The 15,155-nt window shown below is 54.4% G+C and carries 11 protein-coding genes; 8 read left to right on the plus strand and 3 right to left on the minus strand.

From position 1 onward, the window contains the following. Positions 1-7: 7 nt before the first annotated feature. The 4 genes from rnr to rpmG all read left to right on the plus strand — a co-directional run bounded on the left by rnr (position 8) and on the right by rpmG (position 4,500). A complete protein-coding gene (gene rnr, locus E6C51_RS05715; protein ID WP_230987093.1) occupies positions 8-2,326 on the plus strand; it encodes a ribonuclease R in 2,319 nt (772 codons plus the stop codon). 30 nt (positions 2,327-2,356) lie between these two features. Continuing rightward, positions 2,357-2,812, plus strand: coding sequence for a DUF983 domain-containing protein (locus E6C51_RS05720; protein WP_190235301.1), 456 nt, complete (start codon positions 2,357-2,359; stop codon positions 2,810-2,812). 242 nt (positions 2,813-3,054) lie between these two features. Continuing rightward, positions 3,055-4,239, plus strand: coding sequence for an MFS transporter (locus tag E6C51_RS05725; RefSeq protein WP_190235302.1), 1,185 nt, complete (start codon positions 3,055-3,057; stop codon positions 4,237-4,239). A 93-nt stretch (positions 4,240-4,332) separates the two neighbouring features. Beyond that, the gene (rpmG, locus tag E6C51_RS05730; RefSeq protein ID WP_075640582.1) at positions 4,333-4,500 is read left to right on the plus strand and encodes a 50S ribosomal protein L33; all 168 of its coding nucleotides are present in this window, start codon (positions 4,333-4,335) and stop codon (positions 4,498-4,500) included. 937 nt (positions 4,501-5,437) lie between these two features. Here rpmG and E6C51_RS05735 read toward each other — a convergent pair. Together E6C51_RS05735 and E6C51_RS05740 are read right to left on the minus strand one after the other, a co-directional pair. After that, the gene (locus E6C51_RS05735; RefSeq protein WP_190235303.1) at positions 5,438-6,808 is read right to left on the minus strand and encodes a PleD family two-component system response regulator; all 1,371 of its coding nucleotides are present in this window, start codon (positions 6,806-6,808) and stop codon (positions 5,438-5,440) included. 13 nt (positions 6,809-6,821) lie between these two features. Beyond that, on the minus strand, positions 6,822-7,193 hold the full coding sequence (locus E6C51_RS05740) for a response regulator (protein WP_075640580.1): 372 nt from the start codon (positions 7,191-7,193) through the stop codon (positions 6,822-6,824). Positions 7,194-7,315: 122 nt separating this feature from the next. Here E6C51_RS05740 and E6C51_RS05745 point away from each other — a divergent pair, with 122 nt between their 5' ends. The 4 genes from E6C51_RS05745 to E6C51_RS05760 all read left to right on the plus strand — a co-directional run bounded on the left by E6C51_RS05745 (position 7,316) and on the right by E6C51_RS05760 (position 11,118). After that, positions 7,316-7,624 carry a DUF3572 domain-containing protein gene (locus E6C51_RS05745; RefSeq protein ID WP_146928999.1) on the plus strand — a complete coding sequence of 103 codons (309 nt, stop codon included), beginning with the start codon at positions 7,316-7,318 and terminating at the stop codon, positions 7,622-7,624. Then, positions 7,624-8,283: a hypothetical protein gene (locus E6C51_RS05750; protein ID WP_190235304.1), complete on the plus strand. Its 660-nt coding sequence runs from the start codon at positions 7,624-7,626 to the stop codon at positions 8,281-8,283. Before E6C51_RS05745 ends, E6C51_RS05750 begins: the two co-directional genes overlap by 1 nt. Positions 8,284-8,479: 196 nt before the next feature. Next, positions 8,480-9,787 carry a DNA polymerase IV gene (locus tag E6C51_RS05755; RefSeq protein ID WP_190235305.1) on the plus strand — a complete coding sequence of 436 codons (1,308 nt, stop codon included), beginning with the start codon at positions 8,480-8,482 and terminating at the stop codon, positions 9,785-9,787. A gap of 80 nt (positions 9,788-9,867) precedes the next feature. Next, the gene (locus E6C51_RS05760) at positions 9,868-11,118 is read left to right on the plus strand and encodes a L,D-transpeptidase family protein (RefSeq protein ID WP_190235306.1); all 1,251 of its coding nucleotides are present in this window, start codon (positions 9,868-9,870) and stop codon (positions 11,116-11,118) included. 149 nt (positions 11,119-11,267) lie between these two features. On the opposite strand, the gene dnaE is transcribed toward E6C51_RS05760, so the two are convergent. Beyond that, on the minus strand, positions 11,268-14,759 hold the full coding sequence (dnaE, locus tag E6C51_RS05765; protein ID WP_190235307.1) for a DNA polymerase III subunit alpha: 3,492 nt from the start codon (positions 14,757-14,759) through the stop codon (positions 11,268-11,270). Positions 14,760-15,155: the final 396 nt, after the last annotated feature.

Here is a 15,155-nt window from a genome sequence, read left to right on the forward strand (position 1 = left end):
CAAACCCTTGAGGACCCGGAAGGAGGCAGGCGTGGCCAACAAACCGCAGACTGAAATTATTCACGGGGCCGTTCCGCCCCGTGACATTCTGCTGCAATTTATCACCGACAATCCCGACCGCGCGTCCAAGCGCGAGATCGCCAAAGCCTTTGGCCTCAAGGGCGAAACCCGTGTCGAGCTGAAAGCTTTGCTCAAAGAGCTGGAGCAGGACGGATTGGTCAACAAAACCCGTAAATCCCTGAGCCGCCCCGGCGCGCTTCCCCCCGTTACCGTCGTGGATATCACCACCCGCGACAAGGATGGCGATCTGATTGGCCGCCCAGCCGAGTGGCCCGATGAAGCGGGCGTGGCTCCGGCCATCTCTATCCGCCAATCCAGTGCTGATCGCGCCAAGGGCAAAGCCCCGGTTGGCGGACTTGGTGATCGGGTCCTGGCAAAAATCTTTCCCAACAAAGACCGCGATGGTCCGGCCTATACCGCGCGCATCATCAAGGTGCTGGACAAGCGCCAAGGTGCGCTTCTTGGCGTTTACCGCGAAATGCCCGGCACCGGCGGTGGTCGCCTGATGCCGATTGAGCGGCGCGGCGAAGAAATGGTGATTGACGCCAGCGACATTGGCGACGCCAAGGACGGCGATCTGGTTGAGGTCGAAGTGGGCCGCAATTCCAGCCGCCTCGGCCTTGCCCGCGCCAAGGTGCTGAATGTGGTTGGCTCCGTGGCGTCAGAGAAGGCAATCTCGATGATTGCCATCCACGCCCATGGCATTCCGTATATTTTCCCGCAATCGGTGCTGGATGAGGCAGACGCCGCCAAGCCCGCCAGCATGAAAAACCGCGAGGACTGGCGGCACCTGCCGCTGATCACCATCGACCCTCATGATGCCAAGGACCATGACGACGCGGTCTATGCCGAGCCAGATACATCACCGGACAACCCCGGCGGCGTGATTGTCACCGTGGCGATTGCCGATGTATCTTATTATATCCGCTCAAAGTCGGCGCTGGACCGTGAAGCGCTCAAGCGCGGCAATTCGGTCTATTTCCCGGACCGGGTTGTGCCGATGTTGCCAGAGCGGATTTCCAATGATCTGTGCTCGCTGCGCGAAGGTGTGGACCGCCCGGCACTGGCCGTGCGTATGGTGTTTTCCAAGGAAGGGCGCAAGGCCAGCCATACCTTCCATCGTATCATGATGAAGAGTGCGGCCAAACTGTCCTATCAGCAGGCGCAGGCGGCGATTGATGGCAAGCCGGACGACAAGAGCGGACCACTGCTGGAGCCGATCCTGAAGCCGCTGTGGGCGGCTTATGAGATATTGAAAGTGGGGCGTGACCGCCGCCAGCCGCTGGAGCTGGATATGCCGGAGCGCAAGATCATCCTGAAAGAAGACGGCACGGTGGATCGGGTCTTTGTGCCTGAGAGGCTGGATGCCCACAAGCTGATTGAAGAAATGATGATTCAGGCCAATGTGGCCGCCGCCGAAACCCTTGAGAAAAAGCGCCAGCCGCTGGTCTATCGTACGCACGATGCGCCATCGCTGGCCAAGCAGGAAGTTCTGCGCGAGTTTTTGACCACCATAGGCTTCTCATTGGTCAAGGGCGGCAATCTGCGCTCCAACTCGTTCAACGGGATCCTGGCGAAAGCACAGGACACGCCACATCAGACCATTGTCAACGAAATGGTGCTGCGCTCGCAAAGTCAGGCCGTCTATAGCCCGGACAACATCGGCCACTTCGGCCTGAACCTGATGAAATATGCGCATTTTACCTCGCCTATTCGCCGTTATGCCGATTTGATCGTGCATCGCGGGCTGGTCGGCGCGCTTGGCCTAGGCGAAGGCGGCATTACGCCGGAGGAAGAAGCAACGCTTGCCGATGTCGCGGTTGAAATTTCCACCTTTGAGCGCCGTGCCATGGCCGCAGAGCGTGACACCATCAACCGCCTGATCGCTCACCACCTCGCCACCCGCATTGGCGACGAGTTTGATGGTCAGGTGTCTGGTGTGACCAAATCCGGCCTGTTTATCTCTCTGCCACAGTTCGGGGCCGATGGCTTTATTCCGGTCTCGACCTTGGGGCGTGATTATTTCATCTATGATGAGGCCCATCAGGCGCTGACCGGCGAAAAAACCGGCCTTGGTTATCAACTTGGTGATGGTGTGCGCGTTAAGCTGGTTGAGGCCGTGCCTTTGGCGGGTGCCTTGCGCTTTGAAATTTTGAGCGAGGGCAAGAAAATGCCGGTCGGCACACGGTCATTCCATAAGGCAACCCGTAAAAGCCGGTCTGGTCCACGAAAGCCCGGAACACGACCGCCGCGCGGTAAGCATTGAACACAGTTGAGGCCATAGGGGAGGAAGCCGATGTCCAGCAATTCACCAACGGAAATCAACCGGTTTGGCGGAGGCGAAAACATTGAGCGCCCCCTTGGCCGGTCTATTTTGCGTGGCCTGGCCTGCACCTGCCCTGCTTGCGGCTCTGGGCGGCTGTTCAAAGCATTTCTCAAGCCGGTTGCCACCTGCTCCGCCTGCGGCGAAGATCTCTCTCACCAGCGCGCTGACGACCTTCCGCCCTATATTGTCATCATGATCGTCGGCCACGTGCTACTGGGTGGCTATATGATGACCGATCTGGTGTTTGTTCTGTCCACCTGGGTGCATCTGGCCATATGGGTGCCCATTGCGGTGATCACCTCCCTGCTGATCATCCAGCCGATCAAAGGCAGCGTCATCGGATTGCAATGGGCCTTGCGTATGCATGGCTTTGGCCAACCATCGGAACCCCCAGAGGATTATGATCAGCGCTATCCGCCTCAATGAGGCCGGAGTGAACTGATCAACGGGGTTCATTGTTCATATTTCGACCAGAAATGGCCTTATAAACACTTGGCCTCTGCCTTGACAGGCGGCGCGCCAGACCCGAATGAACACTATGAAATCCGGATGCACACCGGAAAAGGACACCTGACGAAGCATGATGATTGAATGGCCTTACCCGTGCGCAAGCTCTTTTGTGTTCGCTGCCTTCGACCAGCAATTCAGGGCCATTTGAAGGATGATGAATGTCTGAGACCCGAAAACGTGCCCTCGGTCACCGTGAAGAAATTCATTGGCCATCGCTCGTGGCTGCCGTTGCATCCATTTCCGCCGTTGGCATCGCAATTGGGCTCGGCTTGCCGCTTTTGAGCATCATCATGGAAAAGCGCGGCATTTCCTCAACAATGATCGGTCTCAATTCGGCTATGGCAGGCATTGCCGCCATGGCCGCAGCGCCGCTGACCACCAAGCTCGCCCATCAATGGGGTGTTGCGCAAACCATGATCATTGCTGTCTTTTTGGCAGCGGCCAGTTCGCTTGGCTTTTATTATGCCACGGATTTCTGGATGTGGTTTCCCCTGCGTCTGGTGTTCCATGGTGCCACCACCACGCTGTTTATCCTCTCAGAGTTCTGGATCAATGCTGCCGCCCCGCCTTCGCGCCGTGGGCTTGTTCTGGGCATTTACGCCACGGTTCTCTCCATAGGCTTTGCAGCGGGTCCGTTTTTATTCTCCATTGTGGGAAGCGAAGGGGTTTTGCCGTTTTCCATCGGCGCGTTGGCGATTTTGCTGGCTGCCGTGCCGGTCTATGTGGCGCGCAAGGAAAGCCCTGCCCTGCATGAAAAACCGGAAATGCATTTTTTCCGCTATATCTTTCTGGTTCCCAGTGCCACGGCAGCCGTTTTCGTCTTCGGTGCTGTCGAGGTGGGTGGTCTCTCCCTCCTGCCGATCTTTGCCACACGCTCCGGCTTTTCTGAAGCGCAATCAGCATTGCTGCTAACCGTGATGGGGGTCGGCAATATGGTGTTTCAAATACCGCTGGGATTGCTGTCTGATCGCCTGAAAGACCGGCGGCCTCTGCTTGCCGTTTTGGCAAGCGTAGGCATGGCGGGCGCGCTTTTGCTGCCTGCCATCTCGAGCAACTGGCTGGCGATGGCAACCATTCTGCTGTTTTGGGGCGGCTGCGTCTCTGGCCTTTACACGATCGGCCTGAGCCATCTTGGTTCACGACTCACCGGCTCTGACCTTGCTTGCGCCAATGCAGCCTTCATTTTCTGCTATGCGGTGGGCACGGTTGCAGGCCCGCAAGTTGTGGGAGCGGCCATTGATATGGGCGGAACCTCGGGCTTTGCATGGTCAATTGCGGGCTTCTTTGCACTTTATGTACTACTTTCTGCCGCTCGATTGCTTTTCAAGTCCAACCGGGCTTGACTTTTCAGTGGCGATTTGTAGTTTCCGCCCACATTTGCCGTGGACCCATCCGGTCCTCCACGGCGCGTTTTATTTAGGTAAGGCAGGACGACCATGGCTAAGGCTACAACAATCAAGATCAAGCTGCTGTCGACAGCCGAGACGGGTTTCTTCTACGTCACGACAAAAAACAGCCGTACGATGACGGACAAGATGACGAAGACCAAGTACGACCCGATCGCACGCAAGCACGTCGAATTCAAGGAAACCAAGATCAAGTAATCTTGGCAACCGATATTATTGAAAAAAGCGCGCTGCAAAACAGCGCGCTTTTTTGTTGCCCGCCTGTTCCTAAAGCACTGTTTGCTATCTGCTACAGCACCCTTCGCCATACAGGGCGCACGGCGCTGTAAAGACACGGCAAAGCGAGGCAGATGTCTCCATGCATCAATTACCTGATAAGATCCGTAAGCAAACAAAAAACGCCGCTCCATTCGGAAGCGGCGTTTGTGAAAAGGGGGTCGGCGGGCACATAATAACGGCACGAGGAACCGCAAACAATCATATACCTGCCGACCGACCCCACGACCCAGGAGATGCGGCGGACCTGAGCACCATGGGGTATTGGTAATTTTCAAACACAGTTATCTATAACTTGACCCAATCTTGCGCATCTAAAGAAAAAAATCAACATTTTCTTAACCGTGCAGTTATTTTCAATTAAATTATAGTTAACGCCATTTCTTTTTCTCGAAACACACGTGGTCGGAGAAACATCAAGTTTATCAACGAAAAACCGGCGCACAACCAAATCTAAAGCAAGAGTTACACTTTATATCGGCAAAAACGCTTGATTTTCGATCGATTGCCATTTTCGAAAAACTTTTCAAAAACGGACAATATCAATATACTTTAAGCAGTAAACCCTCCAAAATTCAGGGTTTTTGCATTTTTATTGTATAATATTTTTGATAACTGGCCACTCAACACAAGTGGAGCCGAGCGCAAAGCTTGTTCAGCTGTCAAGCGTTTACGAAAAATTTACCATGTCGACGTCTTGCGTTTTATCAAATGCCCGCAGGGCGCTGTAACACTATTAATCGGCTGCATAATTTTCTCCCTAAATCCCCTTGGATTTCAGGAATTATGCAGCAGTAACCGCATTGCCAATATCCACAGCGAACCTTTGTTCGCTCCTCAAAACCACAGTGCCTTTTGATCAGGCCGCGGCGGACACAACGCGATTGCGGCCATCCCGCTTGGCTTTATAAAGCGCTTTATCTGCTTCACGCAGCAATTGCTCTGGCGTTGCGCAGTCCACCGATGTTTCAGCAATGCCGATTGAGGCCGTCACCGTGATCTTTGGTCCGGATGTCAACTGGAATGGGGTTTGCTCCACCATTTCTCTCAGACGTTCTGCAACCTTTTTGGCGATATCCATGGATGTATTTGGCATCACCACAATGAATTCTTCGCCGCCATAGCGACAAGCCAAATCCGCGCCACGCACCATGGAGCGCACTCTTGCCGAAAACTCACGCAATACGTCGTCGCCAGCCTCATGGCCATAGGTGTCGTTGACCAGTTTGAAACGATCAATATCCACCAGGCAGACGGACATCGGACGCTTGCGCGCAGCCGCACGCTCAAACAGGATTTTCAGATGGGTATCCAGATAACGGCGGTTGCTCAGGCCCGTCAGGCCATCGGTCACCGCCATCTCCATGCTCTGGCGCACGCTGTCGCGCAGCCGGTCATTATACCGCTTGCGGCGGATCTGGGTGAGCGTGCGGGCCACCAGTTCGTTGGGATCAACCGGCCTGACAATGTAATCATTCACGCCAAGATCAAGCGCGCGGGCCGTTAAGCCCCCCTCTCCCTGCTCAGCAATCAGCAACAGCGGAATAAAGCGTGTGCGCTCCAGTGAGCGCAACTGTGCAAACAGCCGCAGAGGATCATAGTCGTCCAGCGCTCCGTTGACGATCACCAGATCAAAGTTTTTTTCCGCCGCCTCAAACAGGGCAGCCTGTGCATCGGAAATCGCCATAACCTCGGCAACGGGCTTCAGCGTCTTGATAATCCGCTCTTGAGAGCTTGCGCGACTGTCAACGAGCAAGACTTGCCCCGCCTCATCCAGCTGGCCATCCGCAAGGGAGAACAGATCTTCAATACCCATGCGTTGGCCAGCTTCTGCCCGCAAGCGCAATTCATCGCTCAAGGTTTTGAGCCGCACGAGGCTTTTGACCCGTGAAATCAGCTGAAGATCATTGACCGGCTTGGTGAGAAAGTCATCCGCTCCGGCCTTCAAGCCCTTCACCCGATCAGACGGCTGATCCAGTGCGGTCACGATCACCACCGGGATGTGAGCTGTGCGTGGATTGGCCTTCAGCCGCTCGCACACTTCAAAGCCATCCATGCCGGGCATCATGACATCGAGAAGAACAACATCAACCTGCGTGTTTTCACAAATATCCAACGCTTCCAAGCCAGAGCCTGCTGTCAAAACCTCAAGATATTCGGCGAGAAGCCGAACCTCCAACAGTTTTACATTGGCGGGTATATCATCAACGATGAGTATTCTGGCTGTCATGCACCTTGCCCCCTCAGGCGTCGCCCAGATAAGTCTTAATTGTTTCCAGAAATTTTGGAACAGAAATTGGTTTGGAGACGTAAGCTTCACAACCGCCCTGGCGAATGCGCTCTTCATCGCCCTTCATTGCAAAAGCTGTTACCGCAATCACGGGGATGACATGCAATTCGCTATCCTGCTTCAGCCATTTTGTGACCTCAAGCCCGGAGACCTCAGGCAATTGAATATCCATTAAAATCAGGTCTGGCTGGTGCTTGCGGGCGAGGTCAAGGGCTTCCATTCCATTGCGCGTTTGGATGGTCTCATAGCCTGACGCCTCAATAAGGTCGCGAAAGAGCTTCATGTTCAGCTCGTTGTCTTCAACTATCATGACCTTTTTCGGCATTTTCCATCCTTGCCTTCCCAGCGTCCATAGTGGAAGAAGGGTATTAACATTCAAAAAGACTCATTCTTTTGCTGGCGGCAGATTAACGCCATTTGGTTTCGAAAAAGGTAATTCGTGACACAATGCGAGACAAGTTATCAGGTAAATCGACCTCAAGTGAACACGCCGAGCAAACCGCCATTGCCGTTTTGAGCTGGCTGGCCGGGGAGCCCGACATGCTAGGCCGGTTTCTCTCCCTCACAGGCGTTGAACCCGGCCAGATGCGACAGGCCATCAACAATCCCGATTTTCTCGCCGGAATGCTGGACTTTATTGTTCAGCACGAGCCAACCTTGCTTGACTTTTGTGCGGCAAGCCAGTCTCAACCAGAAGACGTTATGGCCGCATGGAGACACTATACCAAACCGGGTCTGGATTCGGGAGAATATTGATGGGTGAGATTGTCGATATGAACCACATCCAATTGTCGGATCGCCCGTTGCTGGTCAGCGATGTCGATGATGTGGTGCTTGAGTTTTTGTATCCTTTCGAATCCTACCTCGCCAGTCTGGGTCATCATCTGCTGCCCAAATCCTTCCAGCTCACTGGCAATATTGTCTCGCTTGCCGATCAAAAGGCCCTGGAGGCCGATCAGGTCAAGCAAATCCTGCACGATTTCTTTGATTGCCAAGAGGAATGGCAAAAGCCGTTCGGAGATTCGGTCACCCAGTTGAAGCAAATTGGCACCATGGCTGATATTGTGTTTCTCACCGCCATGCCTCCCGCCTATACGCTTCAGCGTCGACGTTTGCTTGATCGGCTTGGCCTCGATTTTCCGCTTCTGGCAACCGAAAGCCCTAAAGGCCCGGTGGTCAAGGCGCTGCATCGCGCGCGCCCGCTGCCGCTGGCCTTTATGGATGACATGGCCCACAACCTGCATTCGGTAGCCGAGCATGCGCCAGATTGCCTGCTGGTGCATATCGCCCCGCAATCGGAGATCCATCGCTTCGCGCCCGAAACCGCCCCTCAGGTTATTCGTGCCAACGACTGGAGCAGCGCCTGCACCACGATTATTGCGCATTTCAACAGTGCGATGACGCGAGCCTCGTGATGCCGAAATAAGCCTCTCAAGAAGGCTGAAATGCAGCTTGCGTGGCAAAGATGCAGGTATTACAGCGCCGTGCGCCATATATGGCGCACAAAGGTTCGCTGTAGCTCTTTAAATCTACTGCATAATTCCTCAAATCGATTCCGATTTGAGGAATTATGCAGTAGTGTGCAAATGTTCAACTTATGTTCCGTCCATTATGCACAACACCATGCCATCACATTCGGGATTTTGCCGCGACTGTCTGAAGCTTCAGCCTCCAGACAGAAAAAGGTGCTCGGCCTGCGGCAGCCCACGTCTTGTTTACCACAGGGAACTGTTCGAACTCACTTTGGCCCATGTCGATTGTGATGCGTTCTATGCCTCGGTGGAAAAACGCGACAATCCCGATTTGATCGATAAACCATTGATTATTGGCGGCGGCAAACGAGGTGTTGTTTCCACCGCCTGTTACATTGCCCGCATCCACGGTGTGCGCTCCGCCATGCCGATGTTCAAGGCGCTGGAGGCCTGCCCCCAGGCGGTTGTCATTCCGCCCAATATGGAAAAATATGCCAAAGTTGGCCGCGAGGTCCGTGCCATGATGGAGGAGTTGACACCACTCGTGCAGCCCCTCTCTATCGATGAGGCCTTTCTGGAGCTGCGCGGCACAGAAAAGCTGCATCATGCGCCCGCCGCTCTTGTGCTTGCGCGATTTGCCAGACGGGTTGAAGCGGAAATCGGTATTACCATTTCGGTTGGCCTTTCCTATTGCAAGTTTTTGGCAAAAGTGGCCTCTGATTTGCAAAAGCCGCGCGGCTTTTCTGTGCTGGGCAAAGAAGAGGCCATGGCGTTTCTGGCTCCCCGCCCCGTCACCATCATTTGGGGCGTTGGCAAAGCGCTTGCCGCCACACTGGAGCAAGATGGTATTCGCACGGTCGGCCAGCTTCAAACCATGGAAGAAAGTGATCTGATGCGCCGCTATGGCGTGATGGGCCAGCGGCTGGCGCGGCTGGCGCGCGGCAACGATGACCGGGAGGTTCACACCACCGACATTGCCAAAAGCATCTCCGCCGAAACCACATTTTCAAACAACATCTCACGCCCTGACGAGCTGATTGCCCATTTGCGCGCCCTATCTGAAAAAGTAGCGTGGCGACTGAAGAAAGAAGCTACGGCGGGTTACACAATAGTGCTCAAGCTGAAAACCGCAGACTTCAAGCTGCGCACCCGCAACCGCAGGCTCGATGATCCAACAATGCTGGCGGATAAAATTTTCCGCACCGGCTTGCAATTGCTGGAAAAGGAAACCGACGGGACAAAATTTCGCCTGATCGGCATTGGCGTCAGTGATTTTGCTGATCCCGCCCTTGCTGATCCGCCGGATCTGGTGGATGAAAGCGCAACACGCCGGGCCAAGGCCGAGGCGGCTATGGACCTGCTGCGCAATAAATTTGGCAAGGGCATGGTGGAAACCGGCTTCACCTTCCAACCGCGCCCGCCGTCCGGCCCGATCAAGAAGTCTTGATCACCTCTCAGTGCCCTGAAGAAACGGTCCGTTAAATTTAACAGCGTAATTTAAGCTCTCGTTTTGCGTTTGAGGGCACCATGATGGTCCGCACCATATTTCCGTTGATGTTTATCTCTGCAACCATGCTGGCAATGCCCGCTTTGGCGCAAGGTGAAAATCACCTGCAAATCATTGTTTCCAAACAACAACAAACGCTTTCGGTTTATGATGGCAACACCGTTATTGCCACCTCGCGCGTCTCAACCGGCAAAGAGGGTCACACCACTCCGTCGGGCATTTTTTCAATCATTCAGAAAGCCAAATATCACGAATCGAACCTGTATTCGAACGCACCCATGCCCTGGATGCAGCGCATTACATGGTCGGGCGTGGCATTGCACGAATCGAGCAGCGTGCCAAATCGCCCTGCTTCTCATGGCTGTGTGCGGCTTCCTGCCGAATTTGCGCGCAAGCTTTATGGCATGACCACGTTGGGTGCCCAGGTGATTATCACCGATGCGCCAGTGGTGCCGTTTGCTATTCAGCATCCGTTTCTGTTCGCCCCCGCCCATCAGCAGGATCAGCCGCAATTGCTGTCAGACGCCAAATTGCGCGGCGCGGATGTTGCGCCGGGCAAAAAGCCCATTGAAGTGGCAATGATTGATCTGCCTGCCGCCAAGGCGGCACCATCCCCCATTAATCCATCGCCCTTGCGAATCCTTATCACTTACCGTGACGAGCAGCAGACCATACGCGATGCGCAGGCCCTGCTACAGGAGCTTGGATTTGATACAGGCGGTATTGATGGACAAACAGGAACACTGACCCGCGAGGCCATCAAGGGGTTCAAACGCTGGAAGTCGCTCAACCCAAAAGGCCGCCTGATAACACCTGAATTTATGGCCGCGCTCTACCAAAGCGCCAACAAACCCATGCCTCCTCGCGGCCATCTCTATGTGCGGCAGGATTTCAAACCACTGTTTGATGCACCGGTAAAAATTGCCCAACCCGACCAGCCGCTTGGCACGTTCTTTCTGGTTGCCACAGCCATTGACCAAAAAACGGGAAATGCGACATGGCAGGCGCTGACACTGGATGATGCCCGCAGCCAGACCGACGACACAACATCCATCGTCACAATTCATCGCCACGATGACAATAAGCCAGCCAGCGAGCAAAGCAGCATCAATGCAGTTCTTGATCGGATCTCACTTGAGCCGACGACGAGAGCACGAATTGAAACGGCAATGACAGCAGGCACGTCTTTGACCATCACCGATCAAGGCGTCGGCCCAGAGACCAGCGACGGAACGGATTTCATCACCATCATCCCCCCCAAAAATCGCTAGAAATTCTAAACTTTGCGTGTGTCACGCGTTACACCGCCGTGCACTATTCATGTCGCACGGTGCTGTAACGCGTTTAATCTGCTGCATAATTTCCTGCCTAAATCGATCCCGATTTAAGGAATTATGCAGTAGGGACTGTGCAAGAGGGCTTACACAAGTTCCACATCAACCACGCCGGGGGCAGAGCGCATGGCGGCCGCGATTTCCGGTGTAATGCGATAGCGTTGATTAAGCTCAACTTCGATCTCACGGCGGCCATCCTCCTTGATCACCACAAAGGATACCAAACCGTCTCCCTTGGTATTGAGATGGGCTGCCAAAGCCCTGAGCGGTCCTGAATCACGAAGATAGACTCTGAGCGTCTTTTGCATTTGCAAAGACTTCTCTTCCAGCGACTGTGCTGTCTGGATGCGCAGACCAATGCCCTCCGGCCGCTCTTCCGCCGCAACCGTGATGACCAGCGACTTGCCCGATTCCAGCAAATCCCGGTACTGGTTCAACCCTTCAGAAAAGAGAACCGCCTCAAACTGGCCGGTGGCATCGGAAAAGGTCACGATACCCATTTTATTGCCGGTGCGGGTCTTGCGTTCCTGCTTGGAGATCACCGTGCCAGCCAGACGCCCGGCCGTCGCCCCCTGTTTGACCGCTTGCGAGAAGTCGGCAAAATTCTGCACCCGCATTTTTTCAAGCAGCGGCTTATAGGTATCAAGCGGATGGGCCGAGAGGTAAAACCCCAGAACCTGAAACTCGCGCATCAGCTTTTCTGAGGGCAGCCAAGGGGTGTAGGTCGGCAGAGAAATACGCTCTGGTCCCGTTGCCCCGCCCGCACCAAACATGTCGGATTGGCCGCTCACGGCATTTTCCTGGGCGCGTTGGGCAAAGCCGATAATCCGATCCATGCCCGCAATCAATTCAGCACGGTCACGGCCAAAGCAATCGAAGGCTCCAGCAAAAATCAAACCTTCGAAAACGCGGCGATTGATCTGCTTTGGATCAATACGCACACAGAAATCCTCCAGATCAGCAAATGGCACATCGCCGCGCACCGCCACAATATGCTCCACGGCAGCATCACCCACGCCTTTAAGCGCAGCCAGCGAATAATAAATCCGGTTTGGACCCGTCTGAAAATGCCGGAACGATGTTTGAACAGATGGCGGCACCACCTCTATGCCAAGACGGCCGGCATCCTGGCGGAAATCCACCAGCTTTTCGGTGTTGGCCATATCCAGCGTCATGGAGGCCGCGAGAAACTCAACCGGATAATGGGCCTTCATATAGGCCGTCTGGTAGGACACAATCGCGTAGGCCGCTGCGTGCGATTTATTGAAACCGTAATTGGCAAACTTGGCCAGCAGGTCAAAAATATTATCGGCCTGCGGCTTGCCGACACCATTTTTCACGGCCCCATCAACAAAACGGGCCCGCTGCTTATCCATCTCCTCTTTGATCTTCTTACCCATGGCGCGGCGCAAAAGATCGGCTTCGCCGAGCGAATAGCCCGACAAAACCTGCGCCACCTGCATAACCTGCTCCTGATAAACGATAACGCCCTGCGTTTCTTTCAGCAGATAGTCGATGGTCGGATGGATCGATTCAATCTCTTCCTCGCCATGTTTGCGGGCATTATAGACAGGAATATTTTCCATAGGACCAGGACGATAGAGCGCAACCAGCGCAATAATATCCTCAATACAGTCAGGGCGCATACCAATCAGCGCCTTGCGCATCCCGGCACTTTCCACCTGAAACACGCCCACTGTCTCACCACGCGAGAGCATCTGATAGGTCAATTCATCATCCAGCGGGATGGTGGCCAAATCGATCTCAATGTCGCGCAACCGGCAAAAATCCACCGCCGTCTTCAAAACTGTGAGGGTCTTCAAACCCAAAAAGTCGAATTTAACCAGGCCCGCCTGTTCAACCCATTTCATGTTGAATTGGGTCACGGGCATGTCGGATCGCGGATCGCGATACATCGGCACCAGTTTCGACAAGGGGCGGTCACCAATCACGATACCGGCGGCGTGGGTAGAAGCGTGGCGATAAAGACCTTCAATCTTCTGGGCGATATCGAGCAAGCGGCCAACGACCGGCTCTTTATCAATTTCCTCCTGAAATTTCGGCTCTTCTTCGATTGCTTTCGACAAAGGAGTCGGATTGGCGGGATTGTTCGGCACCAGCTTACAAATCCGGTCAACCTGACCATAGGGCATTTCCAGCACACGGCCCACGTCGCGCAATGCCGCGCGCGCCTGCAACGATCCAAAGGTGATGATCTGTGCCACCTGCTCGCGCCCATATTTGCGCTGAACATAGCGGATCACCTCTTCGCGGCGATCCTGACAGAAATCGATATCAAAGTCCGGCATCGACACGCGCTCCGGATTAAGAAAGCGCTCGAACAGCAGCGAGAAACGAAGGGGATCAACGTCAGTAATGGTCAACGCATAGGCGACAAGCGAACCCGCACCAGAACCACGACCTGGCCCAACGGGAATATCCTGTTGCTTCGCCCATTTGATAAAGTCCGCAACGATCAGAAAGTAGCCCGGAAACTTCATGCGCTCGATAACACCAAGCTCGAAGTCAAGGCGTTCGCGGTAGTCCTTCTCCTCATAGCCCGGCGCCATGCCAAGCTTTGCCAGTCGGTCGTCCAATCCCTCAATTGCCTGACGGCGCAATTCTGCCGACTCGGCGCGTTCAGCCTCTTCCGGGTCATCGCTCGCGCCCGTAAACCGCGGGAGAATAGGTCCGCGTGTATCAAGCACGAAGGAGCAGCGGCTGGCGATTTCAACGGAATTATCCAGCGCCTCCGGCAAATCCTTGAAAAGCGCCTGCATCTCCGCGCGGCTTTTCAAATAATGATCCGGTGTTAATCGAAAGCGCCTGTCATCCGACACAATGGCGTTGTGCGCCACAGCCATCAATGCATCATGGGCATCGTAATCATCGCGCGACGGGAAAAATGCCTCATTGGTGGCAACCAATGGAATGTCATGCTCATAGGCCAGTGACACCATGCGGCTCTCATGCAGCCTGTCATAGCCCTGATGGCGCTGCAATTCGATATAAAGGCGATCCCCAAACAGCCGCTTTAACGTCAAAAGCCGTGCCAAAGCCTGAGCCTGATGCTCACTCTTGACCATGAGATCGACAGGTCCGCCAGAAGCGCCCGTCAGGGCAATCAAGCCATCGGTTCCGATTTCATCCAGCCAGGATGCGGTAATATGCACGGCATGGGTGCTATCGCCCTGCAAATAGGCCCGACTGACCAGATCCACCAGCCGCTCATAGCCTGCGGAACTGGCGGCCAGCAAAACAATGGCAGGGTATTTTTCCAGGCCGCCGTTGCCGCGCTTTTCATCCACGGCATCTTCCATATCAATCGAAAGCTGGCAGCCAATGATGGGCTGGAGACCATCACCAAGCGCTTTTTGAGAAAACTCAAGCGCGACAAACAGGTTATTGGTGTCGGTGATGGCAATGGCTGGCTGATTGTCGGCCACAGCCTTGCCCAAAATCTTCTTGAGCGGCAACGCGCCTTCCAACAGGGAATAGGCCGAATGCACCCGAAGATGCACAAATCCCGGACCTGCAACCGGCTCCTTTGCCTGACGATCGGCATTGAGGTCGCTCATTGGCTCAGTCCTACTCTCATCAATCTGGATAGAAACGCAGGCAGACACTGCACTGCTTATGGTGCCAATATTTTAACGGTTGAGACTATCTTGTCCAGCCGACAAACGAGACCTCAAGGCGTCTTCCCAAACTTAAAACCATCTTGAAAACGCCTACCCAGCCCTACCGAAAAAACAAAATCAAACAGAGCGTTTGTCAGGTGAAATCCGACAACAACGATTGCAAGACCATCGCACCGAAAAACAGCGGCCGCGTTGCTCGAAGATGCTCACGGCATAATTCCTCAAATAGGAATCAATTCAGGAATCATGCAGTCGATTGAAAATCGTTCCAGCGTCCTGTGTGCACGACGTGCGGCAAACAGTGCTTTAACGCCTTCAAAACGCAAGGGCCAA

Source organism: Gillisella terrae (genome assembly GCF_004801395.1).
In the GTDB taxonomy this organism is placed as follows: Bacteria; Pseudomonadota; Alphaproteobacteria; order Rhizobiales; family Rhizobiaceae; genus Allorhizobium; species Allorhizobium terrae.

Excerpts from the sequence above, each read along its gene's own strand:
- E6C51_RS05755 (WP_190235305.1), top strand. The coding sequence starts at position 8,480 with ATGCACAACACCATGCCATCACATTCGGGATTTTGCCGCGACTGTCTG.
- E6C51_RS05750 (WP_190235304.1), top strand. The coding sequence starts at position 7,624 with ATGGGTGAGATTGTCGATATGAACCACATCCAATTGTCGGATCGCCCG.
- dnaE (WP_190235307.1), bottom strand. The coding sequence starts at position 14,759 with ATGAGCGACCTCAATGCCGATCGTCAGGCAAAGGAGCCGGTTGCAGGT.
- E6C51_RS05735 (WP_190235303.1), bottom strand. The coding sequence starts at position 6,808 with ATGACAGCCAGAATACTCATCGTTGATGATATACCCGCCAATGTAAAA.
- E6C51_RS05740 (WP_075640580.1), bottom strand. The coding sequence starts at position 7,193 with ATGCCGAAAAAGGTCATGATAGTTGAAGACAACGAGCTGAACATGAAG.
- rpmG (WP_075640582.1), top strand. The coding sequence starts at position 4,333 with ATGGCTAAGGCTACAACAATCAAGATCAAGCTGCTGTCGACAGCCGAG.
- E6C51_RS05725 (WP_190235302.1), top strand. The coding sequence starts at position 3,055 with ATGTCTGAGACCCGAAAACGTGCCCTCGGTCACCGTGAAGAAATTCAT.
- E6C51_RS05760 (WP_190235306.1), top strand. The coding sequence starts at position 9,868 with ATGATGGTCCGCACCATATTTCCGTTGATGTTTATCTCTGCAACCATG.
- E6C51_RS05745 (WP_146928999.1), top strand. The coding sequence starts at position 7,316 with ATGCGAGACAAGTTATCAGGTAAATCGACCTCAAGTGAACACGCCGAG.
- E6C51_RS05720 (WP_190235301.1), top strand. The coding sequence starts at position 2,357 with ATGTCCAGCAATTCACCAACGGAAATCAACCGGTTTGGCGGAGGCGAA.